At 36.9% G+C, this 21601-nt stretch carries 20 protein-coding genes; 17 read left to right on the top strand and 3 right to left on the bottom strand.

From position 1 onward, the window contains the following. Positions 1-41: 41 nt before the first annotated feature. The 3 genes from CSV79_RS04695 to CSV79_RS04685 form a co-directional block, all read right to left on the bottom strand. Positions 42-1976: a helix-turn-helix domain-containing protein gene (locus CSV79_RS04695; protein ID WP_158232464.1), complete on the bottom strand. Its 1935-nt coding sequence runs from the start codon at positions 1974-1976 to the stop codon at positions 42-44. A gap of 64 nt (positions 1977-2040) precedes the next feature. After that, the gene (locus tag CSV79_RS04690) at positions 2041-3240 is read right to left on the bottom strand and encodes an MFS transporter (protein ID WP_099687871.1); all 1200 of its coding nucleotides are present in this window, start codon (positions 3238-3240) and stop codon (positions 2041-2043) included. A 10-nt stretch (positions 3241-3250) separates the two neighbouring features. After that, a complete protein-coding gene (locus tag CSV79_RS04685; protein ID WP_233201368.1) occupies positions 3251-3670 on the bottom strand; it encodes a MarR family winged helix-turn-helix transcriptional regulator in 420 nt (139 codons plus the stop codon). Between the two features lie 571 nt (positions 3671-4241). Between CSV79_RS04685 and CSV79_RS04680 the strand changes: the two genes are divergently transcribed. The 17 genes from CSV79_RS04680 (at position 4242) to CSV79_RS04600 (ending at position 21577) form a co-directional block, all read left to right on the top strand. Continuing rightward, the gene (locus tag CSV79_RS04680; protein ID WP_233201367.1) at positions 4242-5024 is read left to right on the top strand and encodes an enoyl-CoA hydratase/isomerase family protein; all 783 of its coding nucleotides are present in this window, start codon (positions 4242-4244) and stop codon (positions 5022-5024) included. Between the two features lie 84 nt (positions 5025-5108). Next, the gene (locus tag CSV79_RS04675) at positions 5109-6287 is read left to right on the top strand and encodes an acyl-CoA dehydrogenase family protein (protein WP_255407412.1); all 1179 of its coding nucleotides are present in this window, start codon (positions 5109-5111) and stop codon (positions 6285-6287) included. 64 nt (positions 6288-6351) lie between these two features. Then, positions 6352-7263, top strand: coding sequence for an SDR family NAD(P)-dependent oxidoreductase (locus CSV79_RS04670; protein WP_099687870.1), 912 nt, complete (start codon positions 6352-6354; stop codon positions 7261-7263). 82 nt (positions 7264-7345) lie between these two features. Continuing rightward, complete coding sequence (locus CSV79_RS04665) at positions 7346-7762, top strand: FAS1-like dehydratase domain-containing protein (RefSeq protein ID WP_233201366.1); 417 nt, start codon at positions 7346-7348, stop codon at positions 7760-7762. 11 nt (positions 7763-7773) lie between these two features. Beyond that, positions 7774-8157 (top strand): MaoC/PaaZ C-terminal domain-containing protein, encoded by a 384-nt coding sequence (locus CSV79_RS04660; protein ID WP_099687868.1) that lies wholly within the window; start codon positions 7774-7776, stop codon positions 8155-8157. 259 nt (positions 8158-8416) lie between these two features. Further along, positions 8417-9481 carry a TRAP transporter substrate-binding protein DctP gene (gene dctP, locus CSV79_RS04655; protein ID WP_233201371.1) on the top strand — a complete coding sequence of 355 codons (1065 nt, stop codon included), beginning with the start codon at positions 8417-8419 and terminating at the stop codon, positions 9479-9481. A gap of 46 nt (positions 9482-9527) precedes the next feature. Beyond that, positions 9528-10298: a 2,4-dienoyl-CoA reductase gene (fadH, locus tag CSV79_RS04650; RefSeq protein WP_099687866.1), complete on the top strand. Its 771-nt coding sequence runs from the start codon at positions 9528-9530 to the stop codon at positions 10296-10298. 56 nt (positions 10299-10354) lie between these two features. Continuing rightward, complete coding sequence (locus CSV79_RS04645) at positions 10355-11599, top strand: CaiB/BaiF CoA transferase family protein (protein WP_099687865.1); 1245 nt, start codon at positions 10355-10357, stop codon at positions 11597-11599. 27 nt (positions 11600-11626) lie between these two features. Next, entirely contained in the window at positions 11627-12553 is a 927-nt protein-coding gene (locus tag CSV79_RS04640; protein ID WP_099687864.1) for a hydroxymethylglutaryl-CoA lyase, read from the top strand. A gap of 32 nt (positions 12554-12585) precedes the next feature. Next, on the top strand, positions 12586-13380 hold the full coding sequence (locus tag CSV79_RS04635) for an enoyl-CoA hydratase/isomerase family protein (RefSeq protein ID WP_099687863.1): 795 nt from the start codon (positions 12586-12588) through the stop codon (positions 13378-13380). A gap of 27 nt (positions 13381-13407) precedes the next feature. After that, entirely contained in the window at positions 13408-14574 is a 1167-nt protein-coding gene (locus tag CSV79_RS04630) for an acyl-CoA dehydrogenase family protein (RefSeq protein ID WP_099687862.1), read from the top strand. 60 nt (positions 14575-14634) lie between these two features. Then, a complete protein-coding gene (locus tag CSV79_RS04625) occupies positions 14635-16026 on the top strand; it encodes an MmgE/PrpD family protein (RefSeq protein WP_099687861.1) in 1392 nt (463 codons plus the stop codon). Next, positions 16013-16507: a PaaI family thioesterase gene (locus CSV79_RS04620; RefSeq protein WP_099687860.1), complete on the top strand. Its 495-nt coding sequence runs from the start codon at positions 16013-16015 to the stop codon at positions 16505-16507. Before CSV79_RS04625 ends, CSV79_RS04620 begins: the two co-directional genes overlap by 14 nt. 831 nt (positions 16508-17338) lie before the next feature. Then, positions 17339-18400: a TRAP transporter substrate-binding protein DctP gene (gene dctP, locus CSV79_RS04615; protein WP_099687859.1), complete on the top strand. Its 1062-nt coding sequence runs from the start codon at positions 17339-17341 to the stop codon at positions 18398-18400. Positions 18401-18554: 154 nt separating this feature from the next. Continuing rightward, on the top strand, positions 18555-19049 hold the full coding sequence (locus CSV79_RS04610) for a TRAP transporter small permease (protein WP_099687858.1): 495 nt from the start codon (positions 18555-18557) through the stop codon (positions 19047-19049). Positions 19050-19102: 53 nt separating this feature from the next. Beyond that, positions 19103-20380: a TRAP transporter large permease gene (locus CSV79_RS04605; protein ID WP_099687857.1), complete on the top strand. Its 1278-nt coding sequence runs from the start codon at positions 19103-19105 to the stop codon at positions 20378-20380. 87 nt (positions 20381-20467) lie between these two features. Then, complete coding sequence (locus CSV79_RS04600; protein WP_099687856.1) at positions 20468-21577, top strand: CaiB/BaiF CoA transferase family protein; 1110 nt, start codon at positions 20468-20470, stop codon at positions 21575-21577. Positions 21578-21601 lie beyond the last annotated feature (24 nt).

Below are 21601 nucleotides of genomic sequence, written 5' to 3'. Positions count from 1 at the left end.
AGGAAGTGTAATGTAGGAATTAACTACGTTACACTTCCTTTTTATTGTGGGGTATTTTTAGATAAAGAATCTAATAATTGATGAATAGCCAATGCTATTTGTAAGTTCAAACGGTTTTGGGCACTTGATAGATCCAGTTGGATAATTTCTTCTACTCGTTCAATCCTGTATCTTAACGTATTGTAGTGAACGTGTAGTTGTTTTGCTGTTGCTTGATAGGCTGACTCATTGTCTAAAAATACTTGTAAAGACTGAATCAAATCTGATTTATTCTGTCCTTCATAGTTGATTAACTTCCCTAAGTATTTGTTTTTAAATGTCCTCAGCGAAGTATAATTACTAGATTCAAATATGACTCCAATAATACCTAAATCATTATAATGTAAAAAATGTTTTTTTTCACCGAACAAATTTACAAATTGAGCTGCTTTCTTGGCCTCGTTGTAACCGCTAACGTATTCAGTGGCCTCAAGGACGGCGTTGCTAATTCCTATTGAAATATCATTAGTCGGATAGTTTTCTTTAAAGTATGAAAGAATGTTCTTAGTTAGTAGATCCGTTTCCTCGACGGGTACGATAATGACTAACTTTGAACCATGTATAGTACTTAAATGGATCTTTGAAAAACCAAGATCGTATTGAAGTTTCTCTGAAAACTGCGAGAGTCGTTTGGAATCCAAATGTTCAGTATCCAAGTGATTCTTGAATGTTAAAATTATGATTTGGCGAGGCTGTTGAAAAGAAATCTTAAGATATCTGGCTCTCCTTAGTAAATCCTCTTCGGTTTCCAATCCTAATATTAAATCATAAACATAATCCAGTCGTAAGCGATTTTCTACTTCAATACCTGTGTGTTCTTGTGTGAATTTTAATGAAAGTATATTTTTCGCTTGCTCTATGGCAACTAAATCTAGATGATCCCACTCATTATATATTTTAGGAATAATAAGATACGCTACAGCTTTATCGTGAAGAAGAATAGGAAAGATGCTGTAAGAAGTTTCTTTGCCTACATGAAGTACAGTAGTTGTGGAATATGGTTCTATTTTCGAAAGGACTTTTTTAGTTAGAAAAGGTAAGTCAAAAATATTTTCTATTGACATGTTACTAATAGATTGAGAAATATGAGCATCTATTACATTGCCAAGCTCATCCGTTAGAAGTATGTGTTCATTTAGAAAGTCAGATAGCTTTCCTACTATTCCTGAATAACCTTGATTAAAAGCTTCCTGAAAAAGTTCTTTGTGCATGCTCGAAACACGCAACTCGTTCGCATAAAGTCTGGCGTTATTTATGGCAATTGCTGTTTGGTTGCAATACTTAATCATGACATCCAATAAAAAAGGAGAAGAATTATTAGGATGATCTTTGGCAATTATGAAAATGCCAATTAACTCCTTGTTGACAACTAGCGGTGCACAAATTAATGAACGAATGCTTTCTTTCAGATATAAAAGAGAAATTAGTGGATCATTCAAATTCTTTTTATGTTCTATATTAGGGATTGCATATACTTTTTCTTGTTTAACAACTTCACCGCAAATACCTGTAGCTAATGGTTGTTGAAAACTCTGCAATTCTTCGTCAGAGGAGCCTGATAGTGCCGTTACTTGTAACTTTTTCCCACTACTATCGACTTGTGCAATCAAAGCGATAGTTGCTTTTGAAATAGATCTGAGACGGTCGGTACTTAATTTTAAAATTTTATCTAAAGGAGCTAAGGAAGACACTTCGGTATTAATTTGCTGGATAATTTCCAATGTCTTTGTAGAAAACCTTAAATCATACTCTCGTTTCTTTGTGTTTTCTATAATTGATATGCTCATTTTTGTCATCTCAAGTGTATTACCTGAGAGTTTTGTGTTGATCGTACTTCTGAATGTATTCCAAGTTTCACTATGATATGGCTTTTTGGCAAGGATAGATAGTTCATGTAAAATATCTTTATAGTCGGAATCGCCAGTGTGTAGTGTCACTGAATATACCCCCTTGTTATGTGAGCGAGCGCTTTCATTCATAAGGTAGTTAAGCTAGCAAAAGTTAGGAACTTAGCGCGTGATTCAAGGTCTTTTCTTTTCTGCCATGTAAGAAATAATAGAGTACGATGGATAGAAGAATAACCATAACCATCGTTAAGTAAACTCCTCGATAACCAGTAATCGTAACGAGAGAACCTATTAAGTAAGGGCCTATTCCTAAGCCTAAGTCAAAGAAGATGAAATAAGTAGATGTCGCTAAACCTAAGCGGTGTACAGGTACTTTTTTTATAGCAATGGCTTGTGCAATCGAGTGGAAGTTACCATATCCTAATCCGATGAGTACGGCAGCTAATAGTATGGTATAACCATGCTGTGCTTGACTAAACAGTAGCATTCCTATTGCGTATAGAGTGAGACAAGGGTAGATAATAATATTAGCACCCTTTTGATCCATTATTCTTCCTGTGAAAGGTCTAGATAGTAAGATGACTGTAGCATATATCACGAAAAAAATACTTCCTACCTTTACCAATCCAATTTCTTCAGTGTAGAAAGAGATAAAGGACATAATTCCGGAGAAACTAAATCCTGCAAGCATTGCTACAATTGAAATTGGAATTGTTTTAAATTCTAAATAGTCTCTTATGCTAACTCCTTTTTTCTGATTCTCATCTTTCTTATGGCTAGTGATTACTGAAGAAGTTTTCACCATCAAAGCGATAAGCAAACAACTACTTGCAAGAACTAAATTTAATAAGAATATTACATTGTAACTACTAAACAATTGTAAAAAGAGAATGCCTAAAAAAGGTCCGATAGCTGTTGCTAAAATAGAACTTAAACTGAAGAAGCCGATGCCTTCTCCTCGACGAGCAACCGGAATGATCTGTGCAACAATTGTACCTGTGGCGGTGCTAGCAATACCCAAAGTGAACCCGTGTACTAATCGAGTTATTAATAATAAAGGAATGTTTAATGCAATGAAATATAGGGCAGTTGTAAAGATAAAAGCAAACAACCCAATAAACAAGATCTTCCTACTACCAATTGATTGAATAAATCTACCTGTGATTAGTCGCCCCATTAATACACCTATAATAAAAATGCCTGATATTAGACCGGCTAGACTAGTTGAAGCGTCAAGCTTTTCAACCGAGTAAGGTGCTATAGTCACGAGTAAAAGGAATATGACTGTAGTTAATAACAAATTTATAATAGATATGATAATAAAGTTCTTGGTCCATAACTTTTCGACTTCCATAAAAACACTCCTATTCTAGTAAGTTATTTTTGACTTTCTCCAATATGCGACTAACCTCTATTTGTTCCTCGGAGCTAATCCCTTTTAGAGCTTTTAATTGAAATTGTTCTATAGTCACTTCGACTTCCTCAGAAACTTGCTTACCTAGTTCAGTCAATTGAATCATTTTTTCGCGTTTATCTTTCCCGGGAATCACCTCAACATAATTAAGTTCAAGCAATTTTTGTACTGTGCGTGTAATTGTAGGCTTTTCAACTTGTTGATACGTTGCGATATCAACAAGTGTGCGGGGGCCACTTGAAATAATGTATTTCATTACAGCCCATTGAGCGATAAATAACTTATGCTTACCAAGGTAATCATTCGCAGTATTAGTATAAGGACGATACATTGAGCGGTAATGATGAAAGAAAAGTTGATGTGGTTTCAATGGATAAGTCTCCTTTTATGGTTAGTAAAGGTAACCATATATTAGTAGGAAACAAAAGTCCAGAATTATTATTTATAACTCTAAAGGAAGTTCCATATTATTAAAGATTAAAATTCCGGTGATTTTTTTGTAGGGTATAAAAACTTCATGCAATGATAAGTGAGCTTGTGATTAGATTAGTAAAACAGACCTTCATATTCAAGAATTAGCGTCTTATAATTAAAATTAATAAGATAAATTTAAAAATTTCATTGGTGAAAACTAATGGAGATTAGTTAAATGTATATATATAGCGGTTTAAAGGTCATTTTAAATAAATTTATTGTTTTCTGAATAATGTTGACAATTACTTTTTTTGCATGTAAAATGAGGATCAGAAGTTAAGAAAGGCGTTTTGATGTTCTTGAGGCTAACTGTAGAAAATGCTGATTGACTATAGATGATTTTGCCTTTATTGTATGAGAAATTTCGAATGTCGATCGCTTTAGGACTTTACACTTCTTTGGTTAGTCAAACTTGTTTTAGTTAGAATGTATTATACAAAATCCTGAAATGGGTGAGGTGAATATGAGTGACTTATAGACACTATGAAGCTATTAGTGTGAATGTCGAGCGTGGAGTTTGCGTAGTGACATTAAACAAGCCGGAAATTAAAAATGCTATTGTACAGGAAATGCGCGATGAATTACTGGACTTCTTTTCTTTGGTTGCAACTGATGATAACGTAAAGTCAATAATCTTAACAGGAAAAGAAAGCGTTTTCTCGGCTGGTGGAGATTTAAAAGCTTTACAGAATTTAAATTCGACGCAAATAAGAAATCGTTTGAAGTTGAGTCAAGGGTTGATCAGATCCATTCTAAATTTGGAAAAACCAGTTATTGCTGTAGTGAATGGTGTTGCGACCGGAGCGGGCTTTAGTCTAGCGATGGCATGCGATATCGTCTATGCTGCGAAATCGGCGGTATTTATTCAAGGGTTTATAAAAATAGGTGTTGTACCAGATATGGGCTCACTGTACTTTCTACCACGTTTAATCGGTCGTCATCGAGCAATGGAAATGATGTTATTGGGTGGAAAAGTGAATGCGGAGCAAATGGAAAAGTTAGGTGTAGTGAATGTCGTACATGACGACGATAAAGTTCTTGATGAAGCATTGATTATAGCTAGGAAATTAGCTGCTAGTCCTAGATTGGCGATGGGATTAACAAAGAAACTTACGAATAGTAGTGTGTTGTCGGATATTGAAGATACATTTGAATTAGAAGCATTCGCGCAGGGTATGTGTTTTGAGTCTGAAGATTTTAAAGAAGGTGTACAGTCATTCTTTGAAAAAAGAAAACCTGTATTTAAATAATAGAAATGCAAGCGTCTATATTGGATTAGACAAAATGTAACGAAAGAACAGTAATGAAAAAATCACTATACTGGAGATGATGAAGTGAAAACAGCTACGATACTACAAAGCGAAAAGTCTAAGCGTCCTTTCTTTACTACTGAACATACGATGTTCCGTGAAACATTACAGAAGTATCTTGAAAGAGAAGCTGTTCCAAATTATGATCAATGGGAAAAAGATCGACTAGTCCCCCGAACGTTTTGGGAGGGTCTTGGAGAGAATGGATTTATATGTCCAGAGGTTGGCGAAGAATACGGTGGATTGGGTCTAGATTTCGGATTCTCTACTATTTTAGGAGAAGAGTTATCAAGAATTGGTGCCGGAATTCTCGGGATATCAACGCATAGTAACATTGTTGTTCCTTACATTGATTCTTTTGGTACTGAGCAACAAAAGAGAAAGTACTTACCGAAATTTGTAACAGGTGAAAGTATTTCTGCGATTGCGATGACTGAACCAGGTACTGGATCAGACTTAGCTAATATTAAAACAACTGCAGTGAGAGATGGCGATCATTATATATTGAATGGCGAAAAAACGTTTATTACGAACGGTATCCATGCGGATGTAGTTATAGTAGCTTGTAAAACGGATACTAAGATCAAGCCTGCTCACAGAGGTGTAAGCTTATTGATCGTTGAGAGGGGTATGCCTGGATTCTCTCGCGGGAAAAAGTTAGAAAAGATTGGGATGCATAGTCAAGACACTTCGGAATTGATTTTTGAAGATGTACGCGTACCCGTTGAGAATCTACTCGGTGAAGAAGGTAGAGGATTCTCATACTTAATGCAAAAATTACAGCAAGAAAGAATTGTATCTGCGAACAATGCGTTGGTAGCGGCTGAAGATATGCTTAGCTTAACTGTAGACTATGTTACAAAACGCGAAGCTTTTGGGGCACCCCTCAGTAAACTTCAAAATACACAATTTAAAGTTGCGGAGATTGCGACGCAAGTACAGATTGGTAGAACGTTCATAGATGATCTGATTATCAAGCATATGAAAGCAGAAGAAATCGTAACAGAAGTATCCATGGCGAAGTGGTGGATTACGGATATGGCAAAACGAATCTCAGGGGAATGTATGCAACTTCATGGAGGGTATGGCTATATGGAGGAGTATAAGATTGCTAGACGTTATCGTGATATTCCGATTACAACGGTCTATGCAGGAAGTAATGAAATCATGAAAGTGATCATTGCGAAACAATTAGGATTGTAATGATTTGCGTAATGAAAGGGCTTACAAATATACAGTAAAAAAATAGAAGAGAGAAGGGTTTTATATGACAAATTTAACAGGTAAAGTAGCAATCGTAACTGGATCAGGAAGAGGGATTGGACGTGACATCGCATTATTGCTAGCGAAAGAAGGGGCAAGCGTAGTCGTCAATGATTTAGGGGCAAGTTCTGTCGGTGAGGGTGAAGACTCTAAAGTAGCTGATGATGTAGTAAAAGAAATTACTGATGCAGGCGGGAAAGCGGTTGCAAACTACGATTCCGTAGCAGAATACGACAGCGCACATAATATTGTTCAGACAGCTCTTGATGCGTTTGGAAGAATCGATATCGTTGTAAATAATGCCGGAATCTTAAGAGACCGCATGGTGTTTAAAATGAGCGAAAGTGAATGGGATTCTGTCCTTCAAGTTCACTTAAAAGGCTGCTTTAACATGATTAGTGCAGCTTCTACTCACTTTAAGGAGCAGAAAAGCGGACGCTTTATCAACTTCACATCAACTTCAGGATTGATCGGTAATATCGGGCAGTCAAACTACGCTGCTGCTAAGCTGGGAATTGTTGGTCTATCTAAGGTAACGGCACTGGATATGGCTAGATATAATGTAACTTCTAACTGTATTTCACCATTTGCGTGGAGCCGCCTGATTGGAACTATTCCAACGGATACAGAGGCAGAAGAGGCGCGTGTTAAGAAATTAAAGCAATTATCACCGGCACATATCGCGCCGCTCGTGGCATTCTTAGCTTCAGAAGATGCTTCAGACGTCTCGGGTCAAATCTTCGGCGTCAGAGGAAAAGAAATTATGGTGTTCTCACAACCGCGTCCGGTGCGCTCTGTTTATAATGCTGAAGGATGGTCAGTTGAAAGTCTGAGTGACATCAAAGGCGCTCTTCAATCAAGCTTCACTCCTTTAGAAGTCAGTTCGGATGTATTCCCGTACGAGCCGCTCGTTTAATTATGTGTGATTTTTGAATATATATTTCGTATTTTACTAGACAAATTGAATGAATATTACTGTGAGAGAGGAGAGGTTTAATTTGAACGATGTAGCGTCTAACTTGGAACGATTGAAAAGTATTAAACTGGAATCATATACGTATACCATTGAAAAAGCGAAGATTCGGGAACTTGCAATTGCGATTGGAGATCAGCGGGACAGTTATATAAACGGGGAGGCATTACCTCCAACTTTTGCTGCGGTAGTTGAATATTGGGGTGGTCAGTCATCCGCTTCAGCGCTTCTTGGTTTAGATGTTGCCAGAGTGCTGCATGGCGAGCAGGAATATGAATATTTAGGTGAAATGAATCCAGGCGATGAAATCACCGTTAATGCCATTATCGAAGATGTTTATTCAAAAGCAGCGATGACCTTTATTGTAATGAAAAAGGAATTCATTAATCAACATAATGAATTAGTTTTAATTAGCCGGGCAACTATTATTGAAAAGCACTAGGAGGGAAACTAATGAACATTGGATATCAATTTGAAACACTTCAAAAAGATGAAATAACACATACCCAAATCGTTCGCTATGCAGGAGCTTCGGGAGATTTCAATCCAATTCACACGGTCGTTCCTTTTGCTCAAAAGGCTGGAATGGATGACGTAATTGCGCATGGATTAATGGTTATGGGCTTTATCGGCCAAGCAATTGGAGACTGGGTTCCTGTTAAAGATTTGGCTAAATTTGGCGTGAGATTCAAAGCTATAACGAAACCGGGAGAAAAAATTAATGTTACTGGCAGTATTCTAGACGAAACCGAAGATCGCTGGATATGTGAAGCGAAGGCGAGTAATGAAATTGGAGAAGTCAAAGTCCAAGCCAAGTTTGAAGTTCGGAAGAAATAATTAGTTGGTGGAACAGGTTGTAACCCAAAAAGGTTGATGTGACCTTTTTGGGGACAAACCATTCCGAGGATTATCTTTAATCAGCAGAAGCCTCCTTATTTAAAGTAGATGTATAGACGAGGGGTGGAGATGAATTTCGTTTTGAGGGATGAGAAATTAATAACTCCTTTAGAAAATACTCAAACTTCTGCTGGATGAACATAACCCTTAACGTGACAGAATATTAAACTGCTTCATAATAAAGGAGGAGAAAATATTGATGAAGAAGGTCTTGATATATTTGGTAATGGCTATTGTTCTACTCTTAGCAACTGCATGTGGAAATTCGAATGAACTAAAGAAGGGGACAGAAAATGCAGATGATAAATCAATAGAACCGATCACATTGAAACTAGCCGCATCGCAACCAGTAACACATACTTTGCATGAAGGGGTTTTTATTCCGTTTATGGAAAAGGTAACGGAATTAACTGACGGACAAGTTGAATTTGATTTTTATCCTTCTGAACAATTAGGTAAAGCTGGTGATCTATATGATTTAACTAGTGGCGGCGTAACGGATTTGAGTTTTATAGTTTCAACATATACCCCGAGTTTGATGCCTATAACTGGTAGTTTACTAGGTATACCGGGTTTGTACAATAATTCTTATGAAGGAACAAAGGCATTACATATGCTAAATAAAGAAAGTCCGGTACTAGAAACTGACTTTTTGGATAATGGTGTTAGACCATTAGTGAGCAGTGCGCTTCTTCCAAATGAGTTTTGGACAAAGGGCAAAGAGATCATATTGCCAAGTGATATTAAAGGCGTAAAAGCTAGAGTAACCGGGGAAGCCTTAAATAAGGCGGTTTCCGCATTGGGTGGCACACCAATCAATCTGACCGCTTCGGAATTCTATGAGGCTTTTGATAGGGGGGTATATGATTCTCTCGTATTGAACGCTACGTCGATGAATGACTATGGTTTTTCTGAATTGGCCAAGTATGGAACGGATGGTATTTCATTTGGTGGACTAGCTACTGGATTAATCATTAATGAAGATGTATATCAAAAATTACCTGAAGATATAAAAGAGATTCTTGTTCAAGTTGGCGATGAGGTGACTGAAAGTTATGCGAAGTATTTAGACGATGCAAATGATGCGGTGAAAAAGGAATTGAAAGATTTAGGAATAACTATACGAGAACTAACACCTGAAGAAGATGCGCAATGGAAACAATTTTATAGTGAAATAGAAACAACTTTAATGAGTGAAAAAACAGAAGTTGATTATATAGAAATAGTAAATAAGTTTAAAGAAGAAGTAGGAAAGTACAAATAATTACTCTGTTTATGTAATTGAATTGAAATAGATAGGAGTTGTTTTTATGAATGGAAAAACTGTAATTGTTACAGGTGGTAGTAGCGGACTTGGCAAAGCGATGGCGATAAAGTTTGCAAACGAAGGTGCAAATGTTGTAATCACGGGGAGAAATGCTGAGCGATTGGATATAGCGAAAGAGGAGATCGAGCAATTGGGAGGTTCTGTATTTCCTTTTCAAATGGATGTCAGAGATACAGCTCAAGTTGAGGAAATGGTTCGCAAAACAACTGAAAAATTTGGTCAAATTGATTTTCTAGTAAATAATGCTGCGGGTAACTTTGTTTGTCCGGCAGAAGATCTGTCATATAACGGATGGAAATCTGTAATTGATATTGTACTTAATGGAACTTGGTACTGTTCACAAGTAGTGGGTAAGGAATGGATTGCGAAAGGTTATAAAGGAAGTATTTTGAATATTATAGCCACCTACGCGTGGGGAGCAGGACCTGGAATGATTCATTCTGCATCAGCTAAAGCGGGTGTGTTGGCGATGACTAGGACGCTTGCGGTTGAATGGGGTAGCAAGTATGGAATTAGAGTTAACGGCATTGCACCTGGACCAATCGACGATACAGAAGGTGTTGCAAGACTCATTGAAAGTCAGAACGTACATAAAAGTGCGATGAATGCAATACCGTTAAAACGCTTTGGCACAAAAGAAGAAATTGCGGACTTGGCTGAATACTTATTAAACGCTAAATCGGCTTTCATCAATGGAGAGTGTATAACGATTGATGGTGGTAAGTGGTTAAATAACGAGCAGTATAAACTCTGAGTAAAGAAATGTGTCAGTACCATCAGTAAATACGTAACTGAATGGAGGAAGAATTCATGGTTAGACCATTAGAAGGAATTAAAGTGATTGATATTACTTCGAATATATCAGGACCTAGTCTGACAATGATTCTGGGGGATCTAGGGGCAGAGGTTATTAAGATTGAAAGGCCTGTGAATGGTGATGATTCTCGGAATATGGGGCCGATGTGGGAAGGTGAAGGTGTTTACTACCTTCAAATCAATCGCAATAAACGATCTATCATTATTGATTTAAAAACAGAAGAAGGTCGAGAGTTGGTAAGAGATTTTGTTAAAGAGGCGGATGTTTTTGTTGAGAACTTCCGACTTGGGAAAGCTGGAGATATGGGTTTGAGCTACGAAGACCTGAAATCTATTAATCCGGAATTAATATATTGTTCATTGACTGCCTATGGACAAAAGGGTCCTGATAGTCCTAAACCTGGCTATGATGCAATTGTTCAAGCAGGAACTGGCATTATGAGTATCAATGGACCTGCAGGTGGGGCTCCCGCGAGAGCTGCTGTATCTATTCTCGATCAAGGGAGTGCTATGTGGGGAGCAATAGGAATATTGTCCGCATTGCTTCATAAAGAAAAAACGGGCATGGGTCAAAAAGTAGAAACTTCTTTGTTTGAAACGGGTGTTTTCTGGACGAATTATCATTTGATGTCCTATATGGCTGATGGACGTGAGCCGGTTAAATTAGGTGCAGGACATGCTGCTTTTGCTCCTTATGGTGCTTTTAGAACAGCTACATCGGAGATTATGATTGGTATTTCAAATGAATCGCTATTTAAAAAGTTATGTAAAGTTCTCGATAAAGAAGAATGGGCAAGCGATTCGAGATTTAGTTCCAATACGAATCGATTGGAAAATCGAGAGGAGTTATCGAGAGAGATTGAAAGTGTTCTCGTGAAGAAAGATGCGGATTTCTGGATGAAGAAAATTGATGAGGCTGGTGTGCCGAGTTCAATTATCCAGAAGATCTCAAACATGATTGATCATCCACAAACTCAAAGCACTGAGATGCTGCAACAGGTTGATCATCCATTAATAGATAATATGAGGCTAATTCGGTTGCCGATAAGTTTGTCGGAGACGCCTATTAAAATAGAAAAGGCTCCACCATTATTAGGTGAAGATACAAGAATGGTTCTAAAAGATAGTGGGCTGTCTGAAGAAAAGATTGATGAACTTATTGCAAAAGGTATTGTCCATAATATTGATGAAAAATTGGAAAAGAAAATGAAAAATACAACTGTTATAGAGGTTGATTGAAATAATGGTGTGAGGGGGATAGTTGAGATGGAACTTCCAAAAGTGATTAAAATAAATGAAGTAGTCTTGCGTGATGGATTGCAACTTGAGAAAAAGATCTTAAGTGTAGAGGAGAAAACTCTTTTATTTAATGAGTTACAAGTTGCTGGCGTAAAGTCATTTGAATTCGGTTCGTTTGTCCACCCCAAAAGAGTTCCGCAAATGGCAACTAGTGGCGAATTGTTCACGAACATTACTAATGGGAATGAAGATGCAGACTTGATCGCATTAGTTCCAAACTTAAAAGGTGTTGAAATAGCAAAAAGTTTCGCTGTAAAGCAAGTGAATTTTGTTTTTTCGGCAAGTGATACACATAATCTGCAAAATGTTCAAAGCACTACACAAGAATCATTAGAAGAACTACGATTGATCGATAACTTTTGTAAAGTAAATGATATGTTGTTAGACGTTACAATTGCAACTACATTTGGATGCCCGTTTGAAGGAGATATTTCAATCGAAAGAATTTTGACAATCCTAGAAAGTTTATCTCACTTTACGGTCAATAACTTAACGTTGGCGGATACGACTGGAATGGCAAATCCGCTACAAGTTCATGAATTGTTAAATGAAGTATTCGCTGCACAACCTGATCTGGATGTGAGTCTGCACTTCCATAATACAAGGGGACTAGGTTTAGCTAATATTTTAGCGGCAATTCAATCGGGTGTAACGAGTTTTGATACAGCGCTTGGCGGACTTGGCGGCTGTCCTTTCGCACCTGGTGCAACAGGGAATGTATGTACAGAAGATGTTGTCCATATGCTACATAGCATGAATATCGAAACAACTATCGATTTAGATCGGTTGCTAGAAGTGTCTAGACTATTAGAGAGAATCATAGAGCACCCCAATTCCGGCTATATAGTAAAAGCAGGTCCTTATAATAGAAGGTACTCAATTCCTTCTGTTTAAAACAGATAGTAATTTAAAGGGAGTGAATGGTAATGTTTGATTGGAAAACTATTGTACTGGATGAATCTCATGCGAAAGAATTCGTCTATATTGTTGAACTCAATCGGCCAGATGCGATGAATTCGTTGAGTACATTAATGGCTGAAGAGTTGATAGAATGCATCTCGATGCTCAAGGATAAAGATGATGTGAGAGCATTGATTATTACGGGTAGTGGGACAAGGTGTTTCTGTCCGGGCGCAGACTTGAAAGAACGAAAAACAATGGATAATATTCAATGGAAGAAACAACATGATATTTTTGAAGATGCGTATGAATTGATCAGAACTTTCCCGTACCCTGTACTTGCCGCAGTTAACGGCTTTGCCCTTGGTGGTGGGATGGAAATGATACTGAGTTGTGATCTGCGATATGTAGCTGAGCACGCGAAGTTAGGTTTACCAGAAGCGAAGTTAGGGATTATTCCTGGCGTAGGTGGAACACAACTCCTACCAAGAGCTATTCCGGTAGCACTTGCAAAAGAGCTATTGTTTACTGGTAAGCAGATTGATGCTCAAAAAGCACTTGAAATAGGCTTAGCAAACGATGTCTTTTCTATTGATGATTTAATGGAGAAGACGATCGAAGTAGCAAAACTTATTGCTAAAAATGCACCATTATCTCTTCAATCTATTAAAAAGTCTGTAGATACAGGGTTGCAGACTGATATCAATACAGCGTTAACAATTGAGTTAGATCAATATTACAAATGTGCATTTTCTGAAGATCGTCTAGAAGGTGTCTATGCATTTAATGAAAAAAGAGATCCTGTTTGGACAGGGAAATAAAAACTAAACACTTGGAGGAATAAATTTATGGTAAAAGTTAAAAGCACACAAGATGAAATCGAGCTAATTAGAAAAAGTGTTCGTACGTTATGTGGGAAGTTTCCGGAAGATTATTGGGCAAAGCTTGATAAAAACAATGATTATCCAAGTGAGTTTATTCAAGCATTGACAGATGAAGGTTGGCTTTCTGTGTTAATCCCAGAAGAGTATGGTGGTTCTGGTCTAGGTATGGTTGAGGCGAGTGCCATTCTAGAGGAAATAAATCGATCGGGCGGAAATGCTGGTGCTGGTCATGCGCAAATGTATACGATGGGTGCGTTGTTAAGTCACGGAAGTGAAGAGCAAAAAAACCGCTATTTACCTAAAATTGCAACGGGTGAATTACGACTACAGGCATTTGGTATAACTGAACCAACAGCTGGAAGTGATACAACTAGCATCACGACAACTGCTGTACGTAAAGGTGATAAGTATATTGTCAATGGTCAGAAGATTTGGATATCTAGATCTAAATACTCAGATTTAATGCTGTTATTGGCAAGAACAACGCCAAAAGATGAAGTGAAAAAGAAAACTGATGGGTTGAGCTTGTTTATTTTGGACATGAATGATCAAAAAGATAATATTACTATTCGAGACATTGATACGATGATTAATCACGCAACAACAGAAATCTTCTTAGAAAATGTAGAAATCCCTGTAGAAAACCTAATTGGTGAAGAAGGTAAAGGGTTTAGCTACGTTCTAAGTGGTATGAATGCTGAACGTATTTTGATTGCATCTGAAAGTATTGGTGATGGATATTACTTCGTCGATAAGTCTGTACAATATGCGAATGAACGAGTTGTGTTTGGTCGTCCAATCGGTCAAAATCAGGGAATACAATTTCCTATCGCGGAGTCTTATATGGATATAGAAGCGGCGAAACTTATGCGAGATAAGGCAGCGGAAATGTTTGATGCAGGTGAAAAGGGTGGCGCTGAGGCAAATATGGCAAAGTACTTAGCTTCAAAAGCTGCGTGGAAAGCAGCAAATGCTGCGATGGACACATACGGTGGCTATGGCTTTGCAACTGAATATCATATCGAGAGAAAGTTCCGAGAAGCGCGGTTGTTCATGATTGCACCAATATCGAATAACTTAGTCGTAAGTTTTATGGCTCAACACGTACTTGGACTACCAAGATCATTCTAACTAATAGATCTTCAATGGTTTGGATAATCTTTTCCAAAACGATAGAAAAGAGGGGTATCAATGAGTTTAAGTGAAAAGTTAGCTAAATATTCTTCTTCGCTCACCTACGAAGACTTACCGGAAGAAGTAGTTGCATTTGCGAAGTTATGTATACTAGACTATTTTGGTTCAGCGCTAGCAGGCGTGAATAAACCACCTGTTCAAATGATCAGTGAAACGGTCAATGTTATGGGGGGCAATCCACAAGCAACGCTACTCACCGGAGGGAAATCTTCCGTGATGAATGCTGCTTTAGTGAACGGGGCCGCGAGTCACATCGTTGAATTGGATGACATTCATAAATCATCAATTATTCACGCTGCTACTGTCGTTGTTCCTGCAGCGTTAGCGGTTGCAGAGTGGAAAGAATTAAGTGGAAAAGATTTAATTCTTGCTGTTGTATTGGGGTATGAAGTTTGCTTTAGAGTGGGAGAAGCGGTATCACCATCTCACTATTACTATTGGCATAATACTGCGACCTGCGGAACATTCGGTTCTGCAGCAGCGGTAGCTAAACTTCTTCAATTAGATGATGAAGCTTATGTTAATGCTTTAGGAAATGCTGGTTCTCAAGCGGCTGGTCTTTGGGAGTTTATCGAAGATGGAGCTATGACGAAGCAGTTACATCCAGGTAAAGCTGCAATGAATGGTTTGCTGGCCAGTGTTCTTGCAGAAAAAGGATTTACGGGTGCTAAGCAAATTCTCGAAGGGAAACGTGGCTTCTTCAACGCTATGAGTGATGAGTATGATTCGGAAAAAATCACTTTGAATCTTGGAAATGAACATAAAATATTAGAAAATTCCTTTAAAATTCATGCTTCTTGTCGTCATACTCATGCTGCAATAGATATGGCGATAGAAATATTTGAGGAAAATGAATTTTCGGTAGAGGATATTTCAAAAGTGGAAGTTGGGGCATATAAATCCACAATGGATATCACAGATAATACTAATCCGAAAACCCAATATGAATCAAAATTCAGTATTCAATATTGTACGGCATTGGCATTAGTCAAAGGAAGTGCCAATTTGAATGATTTCAATGAAGACGATTTGTGGAATCCGGAAATCAGGGGAGTCATGAGTAAAGTAGAGGCTACGTTGGATCCAGAGGTGGATAAAGATTATCCGGTTAAATGGGGTGCTAAAGTTAGTCTGCACCTGAAAAATGGCGATGTATTTGAGAAACAATCATATTATCCAAAGGGTGATCCAGAAAACCCTGTCACTACTGAGGATTTGCAGCGTAAATTCTTTAATTTAGCTAAGCCGTTATCAGAAGATAAAAGAGACTCTTTCTCTGAAGTTCTACTATCCCTGGAGAATATTAACAACGTCTCTGAGATGATGTCGGATTTGAGTAATTCAATCGATGTTCTATCTGAAAGATATGTTGTGAATGAAGGAAGATAATGTTCAGGCGGCAAAAGAAATAATACAAATGAAGCTGGATACATTTTCACTCCAAGAATTGGAGGAAATAAATTATATCCTTGCGACGTATGAAAAGACTACGAAAGCGAGCGCTGATAAGGAAGTTCCAATGCATTTTTTTGGACGGCTTGCCGGACTCACGCGGTTAGATGGATATAAGGTCGAAATGGATTTAGGTTTACACAATGTAAATACGTATGGGGTAGCTCAGGGTGGAGCAATATTTACTTTAGCTGATGTAGCGATTGGATTCATGCTCTTAGAAGAGTTATCAGAAGGTCAAAAAGTTTTTACATTGGAATTGAAAATAAATTTCATTAAAAAAGGTAAGGGTGTTCGCTTATTAGCTAGCCCTACAATTATTAGTGTGGGTAAAACAATCGTTGTTGCGGAATGTAGTGTGGAAGATGAATTTGGGGTTACTGTTGCGAAAGCGTTAGGGACATTTTACTTAAGTTAATAGAGTGCATGAATGATAAATTAGTAAATAATTCAACGTAAGATCACATACCGCTGGTCGTCTTCCTATTTCTTATCTTGGAAATAGGGGAGACGACTTTATTGAAACTAATAACATAAATTAACAATTGGTTAGGTGTAATCGTTTTAGCTATTCCATTACATAATATTGCTTCGATATTTATAATGCAATGTCTACGAACGAAAGATTTTATTGGTGAAAAAATAAAGGAAGTATTATTGCTTTTATGATTAATTTGTACCGTAATAAAGGAAATAATTTTGATGCTATGAATCCTTCCTGTAAAGATCTACTGAATGAAAGTCTATTGACTACAGATTATATCTAAATACAATAGTATCTAACTTTTATAAATATTCCAATTATTGTTGACAATATATTATTTCGGATGTAAAATAAGGTTATTGCTATATGTATGGGTTTTTGTATGGTTCATAACTGAATTAATTATATTATTTTTGTTGGTGAAAAAGAGGTTGTTGTAGTAGCCAATGAACACATCTTATAAGAATCAACGTACAACTACCTCGATAAGTCGTTACTGAATTCTTTTGAATAACTATTTTCCACAATTCTTAATTCAGATTATGGGGTAATAAATATAAACTCTTAATGTAAACGTTTACACTGGGGTGTTATACGGAGCTGGAAGGTATTTAGATAGGCGTGAAAATGTATGATCAATTAATGAAAAGTGGATTGCAATTACAAAAGTGATGCTGGCCAATGAATTTCATTTGAGAGTTTAAAAATAACAAATGAGTTTTATCCACTTTGATTTATAAAAAAATACTATTGGAGGATGAGAAAATGAATAAGAAAGTTTTACTAACATTGCTAGCTTCTTTTTTATTACTTGTTTTAACAGCATGTGGAGATTCCACTAATGATACTAATGATACTAGTGATAACAACACAAAAGACAAAATCACATTAAAGTTTGCCACACCGCAATCAGATACACATTCTTTAACGTCAGAAGTATTTAAACCAATGATGGAAGAAATCACCGAGCGTACTGATGGGCAAGTCGAATTTGATTTCTATCCTGCTGAACAATTAGGAAAAGCTGCGGATTTATATGATTTAACAAGTAATGGTGTTGCTGATATATCATTTTATATTTCCACTTACTATCCCGACAAAATGCCAATAACTAGTTCTCTTATTGGGATTCCTGGCTTATATTCCACGAGCTATGAAGGATCAGTGACATATCATGAACTAATCAAAAAAGATCCTGTATTGCAATCAGACTTCATTAAAAATGGTGTAAGACCAGTATTAACTTACAATGCGCCATCAGGTGAGTTATGGACAAAAGGAAAAGAAACATTATTGCCGGAAAACGTGAAAGGTATGAAAATCAGAACTACAGGCGAAGTTTTAAATAAAGCAACAGTAGCTCTTGAAGCAACACCGGTTAACATTACGTTATCAGAAATGTATGAAGCGTTTGATAGAGGTGTTTATGATGGCATTAACTTAAATGCTCAATCTTTAAATGATTATGGAATGGGTGAATTAGTTAAGTTTGGTACAAAAGGCCTTAACTTTGGAGGTTCTGGAACGGGTCTGATTATTAATGAAAAAGTATTCCAAAGTCTTCCTGAAAATGTTCAAGAAGTTATTTTGGAAGTAGGAGAAGAGTACACAAAGAGTAATGCTAAACGAACGGATGAATATGTTGAAAGTATTTTCAAAGAATACAAGGAAAAAGGGATTGTAATACATGAAATAACTGAAGACGAAAAAGCGAAATGGTCTACGTTTTTTGATAGTGTTGAAGCGGATTGGTTAAAAGAAAAAAATAACCCTGAATTCGAGGAGACACTAAAAGCGTTTAAAGAAAAATCGAAAGAAAATCAGTAAAATTTCAGTAAAACTTAAATGGATTGTTTACTAGCAATTCATTTAAGTGGAATTTTCATAGCGAATATAGCCCCGCTATCAACAATCAATTATTTTATGTGAGATTCATTTTTATACTTTACCGATACAAATCTTTAAGACAGGGGGGTAAGTTATGACATTCTTAAATAATCTACTAACTAAAGTAGATAAATTAATTACTTATGTATCTGCGATTACAATTTTCATAATGATGATGTGGATTGTAATGGATGTCGTGTTAAGATCTGTTTTTAATTCCCCCATTACAGGAACAATTGAAATTACAGGTGAGTACTTGCTGTTAATCATTGTTTATTTATCAATTAGTTATGCTTATAAGGAAGGCAGTCATGTCTCTGTAGACTTTATAGTTGAAAAGTTTCCAAAACCAATACGCAGTGTTTTAAAAGTAATTACAAACCTTTTAGCTATTGCGACATTTTCATTATTAGGATATGCAAATTATCAAAAAGGATTAGATTATTTTGCGAATGACGTTCGCACAACAAGTTTACTTCAGTATCCACTAGCTCCTGCTTTAATAATTATTTCAATAGGAGTCTTCTTACTTGTCATAAACTTACTTCTAGAGTCTATAGCGATTATTAGAGGGAAGGTTGATGTGTAAGAAAATCAACAAGCACTTAGCACGACTAAACGAGTTGAAAAAGAGGTGATTAAATGGTTATAGGTATATTGATGTTGGTATTAATCATCCTTTTACTTACTGGGATGCCAATCGCATTTGTACTACTAACGATAGGGTCGGTAGGGATTATTACAATACAAGGTTTCGATACACTACAGGGAATTTTAGCTACGACTGCTTATAGAAGTGTTAACAGTTTCGTATACAGTGCTATTCCTTTGTTTGTATTAATGGCCCATTTTATATCGAAAAGTAAAATTGCAGATGAATTATTTGATAGTGTTATCAAATGGGTTGGTCATGTACCTGGAGGAGCAGGTATTGCTACTGTGTTAGCAAGTGCTGGATTCGGAACGTTATCCGGTTCTAGTGTAGCAGCGACAGCGGCAATGTCTCAAATTGCTATACCGCAAATGATGAAAGCAAATTATTCGGATTCTTTTTCAGCTGGTTTAGTAGCTACATCTACTGGTGTATTGGCGGCTATGATTCCACCAAGTGTTCCGCTCATTCTATATGGTATTCAAACAGAAAACTCGATTGGAAAATTGCTTGTTGCCGGAATATTGCCAGGTTTGCTAATAGCTTTCCTTTTATGTCTATACATTGTAGTCGTATCCTTCAAAAACAAAAGTAAAACAGCCAAGGCTTCTTGGAAAGAACGATTTGTTTCCTTGAAAAGTATTTGGCCGATGGTTATATTAGTCATTTTTGTTCTCTATATTATCTATTCAGGAACTGGGACAGCTACAGAGGCTGCAGCATTTGGAGCATTTGGAGCACTTATAATTGGTTTAATAATGAAAAGACTGAATCTCAAGTTGGTTTTTGAAGCGCTTATGCACACGACAAAACAAACGACAATGATATTTACGATTATTATAGGAGCCCATGTCTTTTCTTATTACATAGCAATGACTAGGGTTGGAAATACGATGGTTCAAGCGATTGAGGAAAGTGGATTCCCGGCTTGGGGAATTTTAATATTAATTATTATACTTTATCTGATCATGGGAATGTTTATGGATTTAATCGGTACTATGTTGCTGACGATCCCGTTAGTTTACCCTCTCATCGTAGGTTTAGGTTATGATCCAATTTGGTTTGGAATAGTACTTGTGTTGTTATTAGAGATTGGTCTTGTGACTCCGCCAGTAGGTATAAACTTGTTTATTACAAGTGAGCAATCAGGTATCTCAACCGGAAAAGTATTGCGTGGGTCTGTTCCGTTTATCAGTGTGTTATTAGTAGCTCTACTTATAATAATACTATTCCCACAAATTGCATTATACTTGCCATCGCTTATGTAAAAGTGTGATGGATGATGCAAGGAAGGCGTTTTAGTTTGGTAAGGTGCACTAAAATTGATAACTATGTTAGAAGTGGAGGGGATCTGTATGTTAAAAGGAATAAAAGTTATTGATTTTACGCAATACTTGCCAGGTCCGCATACGACATTACGGCTGGCGGATATGGGTGCTGAAATTATTAAGATTGAATCCCCTACTGGCGATCCGGCACGTTTTCCGGCAGAAGAAGACGGTGGAGATAAATATCTCTTCCGTGCCCAAAACAGAAACAAAGAGAGTATTACGCTTAATTTAAAAGAGGTAGATGATCAACAGGTTGCAAAGGATCTAATATTGAGTGCAGATGTAGTAATTGAAGGTTTTCGGCCTGGAGTTACTAACCGCTTAGGGATTAGTTATGAAGAAATTGTAAAGATTAAACCTGATATTGTTTACTGCTCGTTAACCGGATATGGACAAGTAAGTCCGTTAAGTCATTTAGGAAGCCATGATATAAATTATATGGCCCTCAGTGGTGTGCTGTCTCAATTTAAAGATGACGAAAAAAGACCTGTACAACCTACTATTACAATGGCGGATTTAGTAGGTGCGATTGCTACGAGTGAATCGATTGTTGCAGCACTCTTAAAAAAGGAACGAACAGGAATTGGATCTTATATTGATTTAGCCATAGCAGATGTAATGGTTACTTTAATGACCAATCATATTTTGATTGAATCAGCTACTGGAGAACAGCATGGAATGCCAAGATTGAATGGTGCTCATGTGTGCTATACTCTCTATGAAACTAGAGATGGGAGATTCATTAGTCTAGCTGCACTAGAACTGAAGTTTTGGGAAAACTTCTGCTTAGCAGTAGGGAAAGAGTCTTGGCTGGGATCTAGCTTTACTCTACCGTCAAAAGAGAATCCTGTTTATAGAGAGATGGTCTCTTTATTTCTTAGTAGGGATTTTGAAGAATGGATTCACTTATCTCAAACGGTAGATTGTTGTATCACTCCTGTATTGGAAGCAGGGGAGTTAGCAGAATATCCTTATTATAAAGCGAGAAAATTAATTCAAAAGCACGAAGGATTAAATCATGTCGCGACACGGTATTGCCAGAATCAATCTGAAAATATACACTATAAACCATCACCAAAGCATGATAAACATAATAATAGTCTGTTGTATGAATTGAAAAGTAGTTCCAAATAAAAAAAGATGAGAATAGGGGAGAAT

It is taken from the genome of Sporosarcina sp. P13 (assembly GCF_002743055.1).
Taxonomy (GTDB): Bacteria; Bacillota; Bacilli; order Bacillales_A; family Planococcaceae; genus Sporosarcina.
The sequence above is the reverse complement of the archived record's forward strand: the minus strand, read 5'-3'. Positions and strand labels throughout refer to the sequence as shown.

Excerpts from the sequence above, each read along its gene's own strand:
- CSV79_RS04690 (WP_099687871.1), bottom strand. The coding sequence starts at position 3,240 with ATGGAAGTCGAAAAGTTATGGACCAAGAACTTTATTATCATATCTATT.
- CSV79_RS04670 (WP_099687870.1), top strand. The coding sequence starts at position 6,352 with ATGACAAATTTAACAGGTAAAGTAGCAATCGTAACTGGATCAGGAAGA.
- CSV79_RS04660 (WP_099687868.1), top strand. The coding sequence starts at position 7,774 with ATGAACATTGGATATCAATTTGAAACACTTCAAAAAGATGAAATAACA.
- dctP (WP_233201371.1), top strand. The coding sequence starts at position 8,417 with ATGAAGAAGGTCTTGATATATTTGGTAATGGCTATTGTTCTACTCTTA.
- fadH (WP_099687866.1), top strand. The coding sequence starts at position 9,528 with ATGAATGGAAAAACTGTAATTGTTACAGGTGGTAGTAGCGGACTTGGC.
- CSV79_RS04645 (WP_099687865.1), top strand. The coding sequence starts at position 10,355 with ATGGTTAGACCATTAGAAGGAATTAAAGTGATTGATATTACTTCGAAT.
- CSV79_RS04640 (WP_099687864.1), top strand. The coding sequence starts at position 11,627 with ATGGAACTTCCAAAAGTGATTAAAATAAATGAAGTAGTCTTGCGTGAT.
- CSV79_RS04635 (WP_099687863.1), top strand. The coding sequence starts at position 12,586 with ATGTTTGATTGGAAAACTATTGTACTGGATGAATCTCATGCGAAAGAA.
- CSV79_RS04630 (WP_099687862.1), top strand. The coding sequence starts at position 13,408 with ATGGTAAAAGTTAAAAGCACACAAGATGAAATCGAGCTAATTAGAAAA.
- CSV79_RS04625 (WP_099687861.1), top strand. The coding sequence starts at position 14,635 with ATGAGTTTAAGTGAAAAGTTAGCTAAATATTCTTCTTCGCTCACCTAC.
- CSV79_RS04620 (WP_099687860.1), top strand. The coding sequence starts at position 16,013 with ATGAAGGAAGATAATGTTCAGGCGGCAAAAGAAATAATACAAATGAAG.
- dctP (WP_099687859.1), top strand. The coding sequence starts at position 17,339 with ATGAATAAGAAAGTTTTACTAACATTGCTAGCTTCTTTTTTATTACTT.
- CSV79_RS04610 (WP_099687858.1), top strand. The coding sequence starts at position 18,555 with ATGACATTCTTAAATAATCTACTAACTAAAGTAGATAAATTAATTACT.
- CSV79_RS04605 (WP_099687857.1), top strand. The coding sequence starts at position 19,103 with ATGGTTATAGGTATATTGATGTTGGTATTAATCATCCTTTTACTTACT.
- CSV79_RS04600 (WP_099687856.1), top strand. The coding sequence starts at position 20,468 with ATGTTAAAAGGAATAAAAGTTATTGATTTTACGCAATACTTGCCAGGT.